This window comes from Paracoccus sp. (in: a-proteobacteria) (assembly GCF_032007265.1).
Lineage (GTDB): Bacteria > Pseudomonadota > Alphaproteobacteria > Rhodobacterales > Rhodobacteraceae > Paracoccus.
On sequence record NZ_DALZMB010000090.1, the window covers coordinates 1 to 15299 of the forward strand.

Annotated in this window: 18 protein-coding genes and 2 pseudogenes; 6 read left to right on the forward strand and 14 right to left on the reverse strand. The window is 57.5% G+C overall.

The window, feature by feature from the left end; translation table 11 throughout:
- Together RTS12_RS16010 and RTS12_RS16015 are read left to right on the forward strand one after the other, a co-directional pair.
- Nucleotides 1–77: pseudogene (locus RTS12_RS16010) on the forward strand (electron transfer flavoprotein subunit alpha); the annotation flags it as partial.
- Nucleotides 78–257: 180 nt separating this feature from the next.
- A complete protein-coding gene (locus tag RTS12_RS16015) occupies nt 258–1133 on the forward strand; it encodes a 3-hydroxybutyryl-CoA dehydrogenase (RefSeq protein WP_312530292.1) in 876 nt (291 codons plus the stop codon).
- Nucleotides 1134–1286: 153 nt separating this feature from the next.
- Here RTS12_RS16015 and plsY read toward each other — a convergent pair whose 3' ends face one another.
- From plsY to RTS12_RS16040, 5 genes are read right to left on the reverse strand one after another with little or no spacing between them, the layout of a single operon-like run.
- Nucleotides 1287–1871 carry a glycerol-3-phosphate 1-O-acyltransferase PlsY gene (plsY, locus tag RTS12_RS16020; protein WP_312530294.1) on the reverse strand — a complete coding sequence of 195 codons (585 nt, stop codon included), beginning with the start codon at nt 1869–1871 and terminating at the stop codon, nt 1287–1289.
- Nucleotides 1868–3139 (reverse strand): dihydroorotase, encoded by a 1272-nt coding sequence (gene pyrC, locus RTS12_RS16025; RefSeq protein ID WP_312530296.1) that lies wholly within the window; start codon nt 3137–3139, stop codon nt 1868–1870. Before pyrC ends, plsY begins: the two co-directional genes overlap by 4 nt.
- Nucleotides 3136–3669, reverse strand: a complete 534-nt coding sequence (locus RTS12_RS16030; RefSeq protein ID WP_312530298.1) for an aspartate carbamoyltransferase catalytic subunit — start codon at nt 3667–3669, stop codon at nt 3136–3138. The genes pyrC and RTS12_RS16030 overlap by 4 nt, the downstream gene beginning before the upstream one ends.
- Nucleotides 3670–4221 (reverse strand): hypothetical protein, encoded by a 552-nt coding sequence (locus RTS12_RS16035; RefSeq protein WP_312530299.1) that lies wholly within the window; start codon nt 4219–4221, stop codon nt 3670–3672.
- Nucleotides 4218–5192 (reverse strand): aspartate carbamoyltransferase catalytic subunit, encoded by a 975-nt coding sequence (locus tag RTS12_RS16040; RefSeq protein ID WP_312530322.1) that lies wholly within the window; start codon nt 5190–5192, stop codon nt 4218–4220. Before RTS12_RS16040 ends, RTS12_RS16035 begins: the two co-directional genes overlap by 4 nt.
- 111 nt (nt 5193–5303) lie before the next feature.
- Here RTS12_RS16040 and cobA point away from each other — a divergent pair, with 111 nt between their 5' ends.
- The 4 genes and pseudogenes from cobA to RTS12_RS16060 all read left to right on the forward strand — a co-directional run bounded on the left by cobA (nt 5304) and on the right by RTS12_RS16060 (nt 7930).
- Nucleotides 5304–6077 (forward strand): uroporphyrinogen-III C-methyltransferase, encoded by a 774-nt coding sequence (cobA, locus tag RTS12_RS16045; RefSeq protein ID WP_312530300.1) that lies wholly within the window; start codon nt 5304–5306, stop codon nt 6075–6077.
- A gap of 39 nt (nt 6078–6116) precedes the next feature.
- On the forward strand, nt 6117–6641 hold the full coding sequence (locus RTS12_RS16050; protein WP_312530302.1) for a DUF2478 domain-containing protein: 525 nt from the start codon (nt 6117–6119) through the stop codon (nt 6639–6641).
- Nucleotides 6642–6681: 40 nt separating this feature from the next.
- Complete coding sequence (locus RTS12_RS16055) at nt 6682–7002, forward strand: sulfurtransferase TusA family protein (protein WP_312530303.1); 321 nt, start codon at nt 6682–6684, stop codon at nt 7000–7002.
- Nucleotides 7002–7930: pseudogene (locus RTS12_RS16060) on the forward strand (AEC family transporter). The gene RTS12_RS16055 and the pseudogene RTS12_RS16060 overlap by 1 nt, the downstream one beginning before the upstream one ends.
- 33 nt (nt 7931–7963) lie before the next feature.
- On the opposite strand, the gene RTS12_RS16065 reads toward RTS12_RS16060, so the two are convergent.
- The 9 genes from RTS12_RS16065 to RTS12_RS16105 all read right to left on the reverse strand — a co-directional run.
- Nucleotides 7964–8299: a DUF2794 domain-containing protein gene (locus RTS12_RS16065; RefSeq protein ID WP_312530305.1), complete on the reverse strand. Its 336-nt coding sequence runs from the start codon at nt 8297–8299 to the stop codon at nt 7964–7966.
- Nucleotides 8300–8386: 87 nt separating this feature from the next.
- A complete protein-coding gene (locus RTS12_RS16070) occupies nt 8387–8662 on the reverse strand; it encodes an I78 family peptidase inhibitor (RefSeq protein ID WP_312530306.1) in 276 nt (91 codons plus the stop codon).
- A gap of 15 nt (nt 8663–8677) precedes the next feature.
- Entirely contained in the window at nt 8678–9007 is a 330-nt protein-coding gene (locus tag RTS12_RS16075; RefSeq protein WP_312530308.1) for a hypothetical protein, read from the reverse strand.
- Nucleotides 9008–9153: 146 nt separating this feature from the next.
- A complete protein-coding gene (locus RTS12_RS16080; protein WP_312530310.1) occupies nt 9154–9792 on the reverse strand; it encodes a TetR/AcrR family transcriptional regulator in 639 nt (212 codons plus the stop codon).
- 455 nt (nt 9793–10247) lie between these two features.
- Entirely contained in the window at nt 10248–10631 is a 384-nt protein-coding gene (locus tag RTS12_RS16085) for a hypothetical protein (RefSeq protein WP_312530312.1), read from the reverse strand.
- On the reverse strand, nt 10628–11737 hold the full coding sequence (locus tag RTS12_RS16090) for a flagellar type III secretion system protein FlhB (protein WP_312530314.1): 1110 nt from the start codon (nt 11735–11737) through the stop codon (nt 10628–10630). The genes RTS12_RS16085 and RTS12_RS16090 overlap by 4 nt, the downstream gene beginning before the upstream one ends.
- Complete coding sequence (locus tag RTS12_RS16095; protein WP_312530316.1) at nt 11734–12489, reverse strand: flagellar biosynthetic protein FliR; 756 nt, start codon at nt 12487–12489, stop codon at nt 11734–11736. The genes RTS12_RS16090 and RTS12_RS16095 overlap by 4 nt, the downstream gene beginning before the upstream one ends.
- The gene (locus RTS12_RS16100) at nt 12486–14573 is read right to left on the reverse strand and encodes an FHIPEP family type III secretion protein (protein ID WP_312530318.1); all 2088 of its coding nucleotides are present in this window, start codon (nt 14571–14573) and stop codon (nt 12486–12488) included. Before RTS12_RS16100 ends, RTS12_RS16095 begins: the two co-directional genes overlap by 4 nt.
- 261 nt (nt 14574–14834) lie before the next feature.
- The coding region (locus tag RTS12_RS16105; protein ID WP_312530320.1) for a MotA/TolQ/ExbB proton channel family protein at nt 14835–15299 on the reverse strand (465 nt) is incomplete at its 5' end.

Here is a 15299-nt window from a genome sequence, read left to right on the forward strand (position 1 = left end):
CGATCTTCCAGATCGCAGATTACGGCCTCGTCGGCGATCTCTTCCAGATCGTTCCCGAGCTGACCGAAAAGCTCTGAAAAAGCCCCACCCCGGCCTTTCTTCATTACAGAAATACCCCGGGGTGAGGCGCAAAGCGCCGAGGGGCAGAGCCCCCGACCCATCGCCAAACCGCCTGCAGACTTTGCAGGCGGTTTTCTCATTGATGTTGCAAGGCGCTTGCGCCTATCGTCGCCGCTGAGCGACGAAAGGATGACGACATGGCGATTCAATCAGTAGGCGTGATCGGCGCTGGCCAGATGGGCAATGGCATTGCCCATGTCTTTGCGCTGGCAGGCTATGATGTCCTGATGACGGATATCTCGCGCGAATCCCTGGATCAGGCCATCGTCTTGATTGGCCGCAACCTGGATCGCCAGGTCAGCCGCGACAAGATCACCCCCGCAGCCAAAGAAGCCGCGATGGCTCGGATCTCAACCACGATGCAGCTGTCGGATCTGGGTCAATGCGATCTGGTGATCGAAGCCGCGACCGAACGCGAGACCGTGAAACAGGCGATCTTCGAGGATCTGGTTCCGCATCTGAAGCCGGAAACCATCCTGACCTCGAACACGTCGTCGATCTCGATCACGCGCCTGGCCAGCCGCACCGACCGCCCTGGCAAGTTCATGGGTTTTCACTTCATGAATCCGGTGCCGATCATGCAATTGGTCGAGCTGATCCGCGGGATTGCGACGGATGAAGATACCTATCGTCAGCTTCTGGAGGTGGTCGAAAAGATCGGAAAGACTGCTGCCAGCGCCGAGGACTTTCCCGCTTTCATCGTCAACCGCATCCTGATGCCGATGATCAATGAAGCGGTCTATACGCTTTACGAAGGTGTCGGCTCGGTCAAGTCGATCGATGAATCGATGAAGCTGGGTGCCAATCACCCGATGGGCCCCCTCGAGCTTGCTGATTTCATCGGCCTTGATACCTGTCTTGCGATTATGAATGTGCTGCATGAGGGGCTGGCAGATACAAAATACCGCCCTTGCCCGCTGCTGACGAAATATGTCGAGGCAGGCTGGCTGGGACGTAAGACCGGGCGCGGATTTTACGACTATTCCGGCGAACACCCTGTTCCCACCCGCTAAACATCACCCTGCCAAATCGCGCGGCGTGCGGCCGGCTGCCTCATTATGCTGCAGGCGCAATCAGAGCCACGCGCTTTTGCAGAGCGGGTTTGACGAAGGAAAAAGAAAAACGCGCCTTCGGCGCGCTTTTTGGGTATTTGGATGATGAAGAAATCAGCCCTTTTTGCCGATCCTGGGCTCGGTCCCCGCGATGATGCGGGTAATATTGGCGTGGTGGCGGATATAGATCAGCACGGCCATGAAGCCCGTCGTCAGTGCCAAAGGCCAGCCATCAACTGCCAAGGCCAGAAAAGGTGCAAGCGCGGCTGCGACCAGTGCTGCGAGTGAGGAAATTCGAAACACCAGCGCCATGACCAGCCAGATGGCACAAGCGGCCAGACCCAGGCGCCAGTCGAGAGCAAGCAGCGTACCAAGGAAAGTGGCAACCCCTTTGCCGCCCTTGAAACCCAGCCAGATCGGGAAAAGGTGGCCAAGGAAAGCTGCGCCACCAGCGATCAGGGCTGCATCTTCACCCGCAATGGCGCGTGCCAGAAGAACGGCAATTGCCCCCTTGCCCGAATCGAGGAGCAGGGTTGCGAGGGCTGCCCCTTTGTTGCCGGTGCGCAGCACATTCGTTGCACCGATATTTCCCGAACCGATCTGGCGCAGATCGCCAAGGCCCAGAGCCCGCGTGATTACGATGCCAAAGGGGATCGAACCGAGCAGATAGCCGATCAGGGCCCAGATCATTGCGATCATGTGTTTCCTCCAAAGACGCGCGTGCCGCCGACCCAAGTTCCCAGCACTTTGCCTTCCATTCGCGCACCGTCAAAGGGGGTGTTTTTCGATTTGGACAAAAGTTTGAAGCGGTCGAGAATGAAGGGCGCGTCGGGGTCAAAGAGGATCAGATCGGCAGGCGCCCCCACACCAAGGCGCCCTGCCGCAAGGCCCAAGCGCTTGGCCGGGTTCAGCGACATCGCGCGCCACAGCTGCGCCAAGCTGAGCCCGCCTTGATGGTAAAGGCGCATGGCTGCGGGCAGCAGGGTTTGCAGGCCGACGGCCCCGGGCGCGGCCTCGCCAAAGGGTAGTCGCTTGGATTCCTCATCCTGCGGAGTATGGAAGCTGGCGATCACATCGATCAGCCCTTCGGCCACGGCATCGATCATGGCCTGGCGGTCCTCTTCGGAGCGCAAGGGCGGCGTGAAGCGGAAAAACGAGCGGTAGCCGCCAATGTCATATTCATTGAGCGTCAGGTGATGGATGGAAATACCGGCCGTGACATCCAAGCCCTCGTCTTTTGCGCGGCGAAGCGCGGGCAGGCTGTCGGCCACTGTGATCTGATCGGCATGCCAGCGGCATCCGGTCATGCGTACAAGGCTAAGGTCACGGTCAAGGCCCATCACCTCGGCCTGGGGCGAAACGGATGCGAGCCCATAAAGCGAGGCGAATTTGCCCGAGGTGGCCACCGCGCCTTTGGACAGGCTTGGGTCCTGCGGGTGGCCGATGATGAGCGCATTCAGTCCGCGCGCATAGGTCATGCAACGCGACAACAGCCGCGATTCGGGGACCACGCGCACACCATCGGTAAAGGCGACCGCGCCCGCATCCTGCAAAAAGCCCATCTCGACCATTTCGCGGCCATCCCGGCCACGGGTCAGTGCCGCCATGTGGCGAATATTGACCGGGGCATCGGCTGCGCGCCGAGTGGCGAATTCCAAGGCTTCCGGATCATCGATCGGGGGCAGCGTGTCGGGGCGCGCGATGATCGTGGTGACACCACCTGCTGCGGCTGCCAGCCCTGCCGAGCGGAAGCTTTCCTTGTGGCGCTCGCCGGGCTCGCCGATTTTGACGCCCCAATCGATCAATCCCGGGGCCAGACATTTGCCGCCCGCATCGATGATCAAAGCATCTTCGGGGGCTTGATCGTCGCGCGCGACAATCACACCATCCGCGATGGTCAGGCTGCCCAGATCCTCGCTTTGGGTTTCAGGATCGATCAGGCGGGCATTTTCAAAATGCTGGATCATGGCGCATCTTTCGTCATCTCGCCGGTTTGGATCTTGCGAATGATCCGCATGACCCCCTCGGCATCTGGTATTTGCAAAAAACCCTCGGCGCGTGTTTCGGCCTTGGCAACCGGGGCAAAATAAATCGAACTGGGGTCTCCGGGCACGAGCGTTACGGGCGTTGCAGGGGTGATCGGGTAAAAGAACAGCCTGCGCCCACGGATCGGCATATCGGTCGCCACGATGGCGCGGCGGTCGGTCAGCGTGTACCAGCTGCGCGAGCGAATATAGGCAGGCAGCAGGTTTTCAGACAAAGCTGTGCGCAGCCCCACCACCAGAAACAGCGAACCAAAGATCCACATCATCGTCCCCGAGCGCGCGGCCTGATACATCCAGAACAGCGCAAAGGCGATCATGAATAGGCCCAGCATGGCGCTGCGCAGATCCCCGCCCAGCCAGTTCACCCGACTTGAAGGGCGTCCCTGCCACAAGATCGCCTCACCCTCATCAAGGATGCCCTGCCAGCCGGGGGCCTCGGTTGGGGTGACCATCTAGCTGTCCTCGCTGTGATCAGGGGATTTACCTGCATGCAGGCGCATCATCAGCTGATAGACCGCACTTGCATTGGCAATGCGCTGAAATCCGATGCTTTGCAGCGGCAGGCTTGTGCTCCAGCTATGGCGTTCGGCGAACCAGATCGTGCCCGGCTCGGCGCCATTATAGCGGATCTCGGGCATGGTGGTGAGGGGATAGCTGTCGACCACCATCCGCCCAAAGACGGGGTGCGCAATAAGGGCGCCCAGATTGGTCAAGCCATAGCGGGTCTTGCGCAGGGCAAGAGAGCGCAGGACCAGCACATCCAGCAATTTGTAAATGCCGATCACCAGAAAAAGCCAGTTAAGCGTGCCCGCCCAAGGCCCAGAAAGCACAGGCCCCAGAACCTGAGGCACGCTCAGGATGATAAAGACCAAAGCCATCGGGATCTGAATCAGATCTGACAGACGAAACGCATATCCGGGGACGCTCTGCCCATGCCAAAGCAGCTTTTCGCCCTTGGCAAGCTTGGGCAACCAAGCCGGATCTGCGCCAGCGGTCTGGGTCACACCATGACCCCGCCGACCTCGCCCGAGGCGACGCGGCCACGCTCGGCACGCAGATTGCGTGCCAGCAGATCCATTGCGGCCATGCGCACTGCCACGCCCATTTCGACCTGATCGCGGATCACAGAATGGTTAATGTCATCCGCAATGGTGCCGTCGATTTCCACACCACGGTTCATCGGACCGGGGTGCATGACAATGGCATCGGGCGCAGCCAGCGCCAGCTTTTCAGCGTCCAGCCCCCAGCGGTGATAATATTCGCGCTCAGAGGGGATGAAACCGCCATCCATGCGCTCTTTTTGAAGGCGCAGCATCATCACGACGTCGGCGCCTTTCAGCCCCTCGCTCATGTCTTCATAGACTTCGCAGCCAAGCTCGCGCGCACCTGATGGCATCAGGGTCGCAGGGCCGACCAGACGCAGCCTGTTTTCCATTTTACCCAGCAAAATCAGGTTTGATCGCGCGACCCGACTATGGGCGATATCACCGCAGATCGCGATGGTCAGGCGGTGAAGCCGACCCTTTTTGCGCCGGATGGTCAAAGCATCCAGCAAAGCCTGCGTCGGATGTTCGTGCCGACCGTCGCCCGCGTTCAGAACCGCGCAATTCACCTTTTGCGCCAGCAGATCGACGGCACCCGATTGAGGATGGCGCACAACCAGCAGGTCGGGATGCATCGCATTCAGCGTCAATGCGGTATCAATCAGCGTCTCGCCCTTTTTCACGCTGGAATGGGCGACGTCCATATTCATGACATCGGCACCAAGGCGCTTTCCGGCCAGCTCGAAACTGGATTGGGTGCGGGTCGAATTCTCGAAAAACAGGTTGATTTGCGTCATCCCCGCCAATGCATCCGATCGTTTGACGGTGCGGCGGTTCAGCTCGACATAAGTCTCGGCAAGATCCAGAAGCGTGGTGATCTCGGCCGGGGCGAGAGGTTCGATCCCCAGAAGATGGCGGGCGCGAAACATGATGGTGATCCCTCGGTGCGGTTCATTTCTCTATCGCAAATGCCGCCCCGACGGGCAAGACGCCCTGCACGCTTGGCCCTTGCATCACTGCAATATTTCGATCACGGATTTGCCATGAGCGATTTGACCCAAACTCCCGGTTTCGTTTCCTTTGTCTCGTCCGGTCCCGGCGACCCCGAGCTGTTGACCATGCGCGCCACCAAGAGGTTGGCCGATGCAGAGGTCGTGCTTTACGACGCGCTGGCGGCGGGGCCGATCCTAGAGCTGGCAGGCGCCGACGCCCAGTTGATCAGCGTCGGCAAGCGCGCCGGTCGCCCCTCGGCGCGGCAAGAAGAGGTCAATGCCCTGCTGGTGGAACATGCCTTGCAGGGGCGGCGCGTCGTAAGGCTGAAATCGGGCGACGCCGGAATTTTCGGCCGCCTCGAAGAGGAAATCGCGGCGCTTTTGCTGGCGCAGATCCCCTTTGAAATCGTGCCGGGCGTACCCTCGGCCGTGGCCGCAGCCGCAGCGGCGGGCCTGCCCCTGACGCGACGGCTGACCGCGCGCCGGCTGCAATTTGTCACGGGCGCGGATGTGACGGGGGGCCTGCCCCAAGATCAGAATTGGGCCGCGCTGACCGACCCTCATGCGACGACCGTGGTCTTTATGGGACAGCGCAACTTTCCAGCCATGGCGGAAAAGCTGGTCGCGCATGGCATGTCGCCACAGACCCCTGCAATGCTGGCCGAGGCGGTCGGCCATCCCCATCAGCGCATCTTGCGAATGACGCTTAGTGAGCTGGCGCATGTGCTAAAGACCGAAGGGCCAAGCCCGCATCCGTCGCTGATTTTCTATGGCCCGCTGGCAGATCTGCCTGATCCCGCCTTGCGGTTGCCTTTGGCCCGCTGAAGGTTATTCTTTAGCCACTCTATCTGCGAAGGGCCGATCATGCTGGGCTATATCTCGATGAAGGGCGCGCCGGGAGCAGCGGACCTGCTGCTATCAGAGCTTGCCAATGCACTTGCTGCCCAAGGGTTTCGCCTGGCAGGTGCAGTGCAATCCAACACCGATCAAGGCGCAGATTGCAGCTGTGATATGGACCTGCGGGTGCTGGGTGATTTGGGGCCGGAAATCCGCATCTCGCAATCGCTTGGCCCGGGTTCCGAAGGATGCCGCTTGGATGCAGGCGCGCTAGAGATGGCCGTTGCACGGGTCCAGGCAGTGCTGGATCAGGGCGCCGAGCTGGTCATCTTGAACAAATTCGCCAAGCAAGAGGCCTATGGCCGTGGTTTTCGCGATGTCATTGCCAATGCATTGGCGCGGGGCATTCCCGTGCTGACCTATGTCCCGGTCGGTTACGAGGCCGCCTTCAACGAATTCGCAGGAGATCTGGCCCAGCCGGTCGCGGATGAGGGCGCGGCGGCATGGTGCCTGGCCGCGCTGAACGCCCCCGTGGCATCCGCATCGGCATGACAATGCCCCACGACTGCCCCGTCCGATGAGCGCTCACCCGATGAGCAGCGCCAGTCACGGCCAAAATGACGGGCCGCAAACGCCCATTCCCGAAATCGATGCGCGTGGGCTGCTGTGCCCCTTGCCGGTTTTAAGGCTGCGCAAACGCCTGCTGGCGCTTGAGGAAGATGCTCAGATCTGCCTGATCGCGACCGATCCTGCGGCGGTGATCGATGTGCCTCATTTTTGTCAGCAAGGCGGACACCGCCTGATCCGCATGCAGCCCCAAGCCGATGGTGCCACGGCCTATGTGGTCGCGCGCGGCCCCCTTGGCGGCGACCAAAGCCCCACAACCGATCTAGCGGATAATCAGGACAGCTGATGCTGGCAATTTTTTTAAAGACCCTGCCCTTTTTCGCGCTGATCGGTTTGGGTTGGTTTGCTGGCCGCATCCGTTTTTTCCCACAGGATGCGACGGCCTGGCTGACCAAATTTGTCTTTTACTTTGCGCTGCCTGCGATGTTGTTTCGATTTGCCGGCTCGCTGGACATTCGCCAGCTTTTTGATCTGCGCTTCGTGCTGGCCTATCTGATTGGCTCATTGGCAGTCTGGGCGATCGGGTTTTGCGTCGCGCGCCTGCGCGGCCTGCCGACGGCGGAATGCGCGATGGAGGCCCATACCGGCATGACCGGGAACACGGGCTTTTTGGGCGTGCCGATGCTGGCGGTGCTTTTGGGCGAGCGCGCCATCGGGCCGATCATGCTGCTGCTGGTCATCGATCTGATCTTTTTCTCGTCGCTGGTTACGCTGATGATCAGTGCCGCCCGACAGGGCCGCCTGACGCTGGCATTCCTGCCCCAGCTACTGCGCGGGATCATCAGCAACCCCATGATTGCCGCCATGATCGCTGGGGTCATCTGGTCAGCGCTTGCCCTGCCCTTATGGCAGCCCCTGGATGAGTTCCTGCCTTGCTTGGGGCGGCCGCGACGCCGGGTGCGCTTTTTGCCATCGGCGCCAGCCTGGCAGGAAAATCAGCCGAGCGGCTTGGCCCCGCGATCTGGTTAAGCTTTGCCAAACTGATCTTGCACCCGCTGGCCGTGGGGCTTTTGGCGCTGATGGTCTTTCGGGTCGAGCCCTTTGCCGCGGGGGTCATGATTGCCGCATCGGCGCTGCCTGTGGCGGGGAATGTCTATATTCTGGCGCAATATTTCGGTGTGGCAGTGCAGCGGGTCTCGACCGCGATCCTGATCTCGACCGGGGTCAGCATCATCACCATCCCCCTGGTCATTCACTGGATCACCGGGGGCTGAGAGGTTTACGGCCAAAGAGCCGCATACACCCGCTTATTCGACCGCGCGGATCAACTTGCGCTCGAGCACCTGCAGCACGGTTTTCAGGTCGTGGCCACGCTTAAGCACACGGCCATCCATCGCAATGACCGCATAGGCGCCCTGCGCCGATCGAAGCCTTGGGCGCTTTTCGATCCGATATAGCGGATGTTCGGTGGCGCGGCGAAAGACCGAAAAAATCGCAACATCGCGCAGAAACGACATCGCGTAATCGCGCCACTCGCCAGCGGCGACCATGCGTCCATAGACCGAGAGAATAACCCCCAGCTCGCGGCGGTCAAAGACCACACGTTCCGGGTCTGTAGGAAAAGAGGTTTGCACGACCGACATGACGGAATGGTGACAGGGCCTTGCCAAGTTTTCAACGAAAAAGGGCGACCAAAGGCCGCCCTTAACCAGATTGAAATCAGGCCCTGATCAGTAGCAAGAGACCTTTTCGACCTTGCCACTGTTGCCAATCTCGACGTTGAGACGATCGACACGGTAATCAGCCGTCACGGCCATATTCGGACGCAGGATGCGCGTCCCTTCGGGAAACTTCATCTTCTCGACCGCAGCTGCGGGCTGACCGATAAGCCCTTGAAAGCTGGACGCTTTACACGCGTCTGGCGCAGGTTCGATCGTTGCCGGGGGCTGGGTCTCGACACAGGCCGCAACCATCAAAACCGGAGCAAGCATCAGCAGACGTTTCATCGAAAGTCCTCCAAATCAACCACAGTCGATGTTGTAGATATTCCCGGCTTGATCAAGGCGGAACACGATGCGCAGCGGATCATATTCTTGTGGTTCGATGCCGCGATATTCCACAACGCGGAAGTCACGGGTGACGCCGAGGCTGGGGATAACGGTGCCCGGCTGGCCCAATGCATGGGTGTAGGTGTTGGCATGGCAGGCATCGGGCTCGCGGGTTTGCAGGCCGCTGATTCCGGCGACCGGCGCAAGTGGCGCAGGCGCGGGCATCACAGGTTCAGGCTGCGGCGCCGGTGCGCAAGCTGCCAAGGGTGCAACGAGCATAAGGGCAATCAGAAACTTGTTCATTCTTCGCTTATCCATCCCGGGATCTGGTAACTTGCAAAGCTTATAGATGCCCCGCCGCGCCCTGAGAACCCGCAATGAGTTAGCCCCGATCAATGGCCTGAACTTGTGACCGTATAGGCGCAGAACTGCGCAACAGACGCGGGCTTTCAGGCCGGAGTGCGCGCCAGATCCGCGACCCCGTAATGGGACAAAAACATCTCGACCGCGCCGCGATTGACGCGGCGCATTCTTTCAGGCGTGACGGAATCGCGCCCCAAAAGCGTGGCGCAATCCCTGATCGATGCGCTGGACAGATCAACCAGCTGATCGGCTGCCAATTCGAAGTCCGAAATCTTTAGCTCGCCGCGCGCAACGCAGCGCTCGAAGTATTGGACCAATTGCCGACGCAGCTGGGCCTGACCTGCCTCGTAATATTCGCGTGCCAGCATCGGAAATCGCTCGGCCTCGCCGATGCTGACCCGGTAGACGCGCAAGCCGACCTCGGAGACGACATAAGAAGAGATCATCTGAACAATGAACGGTAAAACCTGCGCCACAGGCAGATCAACCTCGAGCAAGGCCCGGGCATCCGCGACGTCACGCTGTAATTCCGCGCGGAAAACCTCGATGAACATCAGCCTTTTATCCGAAAAATAGCTGTAAAGGGTCGCTTTGGACACAGCCGCCTCGCGCGCGATGTCGTCGACACTGGCCCCCTCAAAACCGTCACGCAGAAACACCGTCCGGGCGCCTTCCAACACCTGAGTGAACTTACGCCCGCGCGTCACCGGCACAACCTTTGCCATCAAGAACGACCTCCATCTCGGGCAGAAAAGAAAACTTCCGCCAGTCATATGGAATACAAAACGTACATAATAGTCGCCTCCGAATGCCCAAACCGTTCTGTTTCCCCCGTTTTTCGTCGCATTTCGCACGGATTCAGCCGCCCCCAGCTTCGGAAGGTAAAATGACCAAATAAATCAAGGGCTGCATCACCGGAATGCGCGAAGACCGGCAAGTCGAGATCCGCCAGGCACCAGAAGCTGCGGGATGGCCGGCAGATCTTCTGGGCATAAACTCGCTTATATCTGCCCGTAATATCAGGCTATTTCACGTGAAACGCGATGGCGCAGGAATAGGCTCGCCTGCAGTTTTTTCGCCTGACCTGAGCAAAAGGCCATGTGGTGATTCGCAAAACCGCTTACCGCAAGCCCTACACCTCTGGCTCGAAAGTCAGCCCATGAGCTAACCCATGCGGGCTTTAGCGGGTCTTGCGCTCTTGCTGTTCGGCCAGCTGGGCAATCTGGTCTCGCCGCAATTCGTCGATGACCTGAACGCGGCCAAATTCGCGCATGGCATGCTGGCGCGCGACCTCAAATCGCGGCAGCATCTGTTCGAGCGACGCCTTCTCCGCAGAAATGCTGCGCACCAGCTCAATCGTTAAGGCATTGGTCAAACGCGCCTGCGCCACCGAGAAGACCTCGGCAGGTCGGTAGAGCTGTTGCAGGCGAGCCTCAAGATCGGCGATCCGCGCCCGCGCAGCTTCGACTTGCAGCCGAAAGGCCGAAAAACGTCGCATTTCCAGGTCGGATTTGACCTTGGCCAATTTGCCAAGCTTTTTCAGGGCCGAGGGGGATTGCCTCATCGCTTTTTCTTCCTCGCGGCCTTTTCCTGCAACGCCCATCCCGCACGCATCTGCTTGCGCAGCTTTTCAGCATAGCGAATGGCCGCCGCCACCGCCGAGAAGTGATCAAATTCAATCTCTTGCCCGATTTCAACCGTGGCATAAAGCGCGCGGGCGACGGGCGGGTCGGAATAGATCGGGATCTTATTTTCTGCCGCACGCTCGCGAATGCGGCGGGCCACCTCATCCGTGCCCTTGGCAAGACAAACCGGCGCACGGCCACTGTTGCGCTTCCATTCCAGCGCAACCGCATAGTGAGTGGGGTTGACGATGACGACATCGGCATTCTGGACGTCATCCAACATCCGTCTCATGACCAGATCATAGCCCTTTTGCCGCCGAGCCGCCTTGAAATGGGGATCGCCCTCACTTTCCTTATGCTCGTCAACCATCTCTTTGCGCGACATGCGATGCTTGCGACGAAACTCAAGATGCTTCCACAGAAGGTCCACCCCTGCGAATAGAACTGAGATTCCCAGCGCCAAATACAGGCAAAGGTATAAAACCTCGTGCAACCCGGCCACCCATTGGCGATCGGCCATAAAGGCCACATCCATGATCTGACCCAAGAGGGATTGAAAAAGGAAAGAGCCGCCGGCGATAACCAGCCCCGCCTTGCCCAACGAGATTGCAAAGTTCACCAGCCCGGATCTGCCAAATTTCTGTGCAGCATTTTTGATGGGGTTGATACGATTGATATCAAATCCAAGCTTTGCAGGGGTGAACAGAATAGATTTTTGCGCGAGCATGCCCAGAAAGATGCAAAGCCCCATAAGCGAAATCACGACCACCGTTGCGAATGCCGCGTAGCCCCCCAGGTCACGCGCGAGGGTGATGGCGGCGCGGCCGGATTGCTCGGGCCAGCTCTCGCCCCCGAGCAATCGAGATGCCTTGGCCAACCACCGCGGCACCGCGACCGCCCCCAGGAAGGCCAAACCGCCCCACAGACCAAGATACATCAACGCAGAGTTAAGCTCGTTCGAGCGCGGAATGTCGCCCTTTTCTCGGGCCTGACGCAGCTTCTGTTCGGTCGCGTCAAATTGTTTGTCCGTGCTTTCGTCGCTCACCGCACCCTCATCGGATCAAACATCATCAGCTGATCTGCCCAGATCGAAAGTATCACGGGCGCCAGTATCGCCAGAGCGACCAGCGCCAACAAAATCGCGGCCGGAGCACCAATGAACACAATGGGCAGAGCGGGCATCGCCTTGCTGATAACGCCCGAAAGCGTCTGAAACAGGAGCCCTCCTAGAATAAAGGGGGCCGCAAGCAGCATCGCCAGCTCAAAACTCGCCGAAACAATGCCAATCAGCGCAGGAAGAAGCCGGGTAATATCGGGCCACTCTCCAATCCTTCGCAGTTCAAAGCTATCGGCGAGGAGCTGGCAAACCACGATTGGAAATCCCAGCGTCATCAACAAAGCCAGCCCCGCAAGATGCAAAAGGTTTCCGATGGGATGAGGCGAGGCGTCGTTCGCGACGCCCATAATTTGCGAAAGTGACGCGGTCATTGCGATGGCCGAAGCAGCAACATCAAGCGCCAGCGACATGATGCGTACGAAAATACCCAAGATCACGCCGGTCAACACTTCACCCGCCGCGACCAAAGCTAACGCCGCGGGCGATCCATCATCGAAAGCAATCGTAAACTGGTCGATAAAAAGCGGCGTAAGTGCCATCGCCAGCCCGATCCGCAAGCGAGCCGGCAGCAGCCTTTCTGAAAAAGCTGGAAGCGCGATCAGGAAGCCCTGCACCCGAAGATAGGTCAGCATAAGCGTCAAAAACCAGGTCTCATCCAGCAATCCCAAGCCCGATGTCACGCTGCCACCGTCCCGACAATACGAACTTGGGCGGATGGCTCGATCTCGTCCAGACCTAAAACAGGTACCGCAACGCTGGAAGCATCGAGAATTGAGCGCACAAGTCGAAGACGGTGATCAGCGACCGCCAGGACAGGGGAAACATCCCCAGCTACCGAGGAAAGTGCCGCTTTGACCGCGCCAGCCAATCGTTGCTGAATCTGCAAAATAGGGACCTGACTTTGCCGCCCGGCCTCAAGTTCTGTCCGGGTGAACTCTGCCTCCCATTCGGGATGAAGCTGGACAATATTCAAATTGCCCTCATCAGTCGTATATTGCTCGGTAATTTGTCCACGCAGTCGCCGACGCACAGCCTCGTAGACCGCCTGGGTATTTTCTGCACCCCGCGCCTCATAAACGGCATCGATAATAAATATAAGATTTCGAATTGAGATACGTTCCGCCAGAAGCAATCGGAGGACCGAAAGAAGCAGGTCAGGACTAACTTTATCTGGTATCATATTATCAAAGAAACGCTGATTAATCAGTGCGCGGCTTTCATCTGATACGTCGCGCAACTCTTGTATCATCCTTTGCAATCCCGAAACTGTCAGGAGATTGGGAAGGTTCACGCGAACAACTTCGAGAAGGTGGGTCGAAAGAATTTCCATCGGTGTGACAACCGTCGCGCCATTCACTGCGGCATCATCCTGATCATCTATATCGATCCACATCGCCGGAGTATTGTAAACGGGTTCACTCACCCGCGCGCCTTGAAGATCCCGCAGCACGTCTTCAGAGCCTAAAGCGAGAACGTCATGGGGCCTAAGTGTTCCTTTACCTCGAATCACGCCATGAATTCGGATAACATACGACCCTAAATCGAAGTCTTTCCCATCGGTAATCCTGACATCTGGAAGGATGATTCCAAATTTTTTCGCGACATGAACACGTAAATTGTTGATGCGATTGCTGAGCCCACGGGATTCATCTAGCGCCGTCGCAATGAGAATAGGGCTGATTTCAATGCTGATTTCATCTGCATCGAGTAAATCTCCAATTCTTGGCTGAGAGGCTATTGGCGAATGATTTTCTTCAACCTCTATGGCTGAGTTTATCTCCCCTGAATCCCTTCTTACGGAAAGAACTGCGCCAATATCAGCCAGAACAGAGAGAGAAACAAAGACCAAAGTGGGCATTCCTGGCACAAGCGAGAGCAGCATTAGGCACGCTGACACGATTGCCAAAGCCTGCCAATTTCCACCGATCTGCCGGGTAAGTAAGTCCGACGTATTTTCGGTCGCCCCGCCCCTTGACAAAAGCAACGCCGCGGCCATTGAGGTAATCAATGCTGGTACCTGAGCCACGAGCCCATCACCGATCGTAAGATGCGAATACGTCGCCAAAGCCTCCGATGCGGGCATCTTATGAACCAAAACTCCGGCAGCCAAACCAACTATCAAATTGATTAACGTTATCACCAATCCAGCAACCGCGTCTCCTTTTACAAACTTGGAGGCACCATCGAGAGATCCATAAAAGCTAATCTCGCGTTGCTCCTGAATTCGACGCTGCTTGGCCTGTTCATGGTCGATTGCGCCTGAACTGAGATCTCCATCGATTGCCAACTGTTTACCTGGAAGAGAATCCAAAGCGAACCTTGCTGAAACCTCTGCCATCCTTCCTGATCCCTTAGTAATAACCAGGAAGTTAACGACAGATATAACTGCGAATACTGTTAGCCCCACCAAAAGTGATCCACCCGCCACGAATTCAGCAAAACCGCTGATGACCTGCCCGGCAGCCTCTTTGCCCTGATCTCCATTGGTCAAAATTAAGCGTGTCGATGAGACTGTAAGTGAAAGACGCACGATAAGCGCCAACAACAGAAGGACAGGAAAGGATTGGAAATCAGTAGGCTTATCTACCAAAGCCGCCATCGCCAGTATCATCATGGAAATTGCTATAGAAAATGAAAACCCAACATCCAAAAATACGGCAGGAATTGGAACAACCATCGACACGACAACAAGAACGAGGCCACCTGTTATCAGAAATGACCTTAGGCTTCCCGTGAAAATATTGAATATGTGATGACGGCTCAAATCGATCTACCCTAAATTTACCTATCGTCAGATTTAGTTATATCTCGCGCAGGACCAGTCAAAAAACCCGCCCTTCTGAGAATAATGATTACTTCCATCCTATCCGCCATTGGAAGCCTATTTACCTGACCCATCACATCTTCAATCTGATTATCGCCATTCATCACTTCCCGAATGGCGCCCTCAACAACCATCGCCTTATCTGGCATATGACTATTCTGATCAAGAAATGAGAAAAAGCTAAAAAAAACATGCCAAAGCTTAAGCAATTTTCTTGATTTCCCTCAAAGCACTTTCTAGATCAACAAACGATGGGCGAAAATTAGCTGGGGTCGATTGACGACCAACCTCCACACAAAGGTTAGTCGCGTGCTGGTGTAATCCCGCCACCAAAGTCGCCTTGATTACTTCGAAAAACGAATGATCTTGCTTTACAATTCCGGTAAGCCTTTGCGCCAACGGCGCGACCAGACCATAAGCCAAAAACACACCCAAGAACGTGCCTACTAGTGCACCGCCGATCATCTTCCCCAACACTTCTGGTGGTTGGTCAATAGACGCCATTGTTTTAACCACGCCTAGAACAGCCGCGACGATACCTAGGGCAGGCAATGCGTCAGCCATATTTTGCAAAGCATGAGCCACGTGAGATGCCTCTACTTTCATTAGAACAAGGGCACCTCGAAAAATTGCCGTGACGACGCTGCCATCGTAGGATGAGGGGGG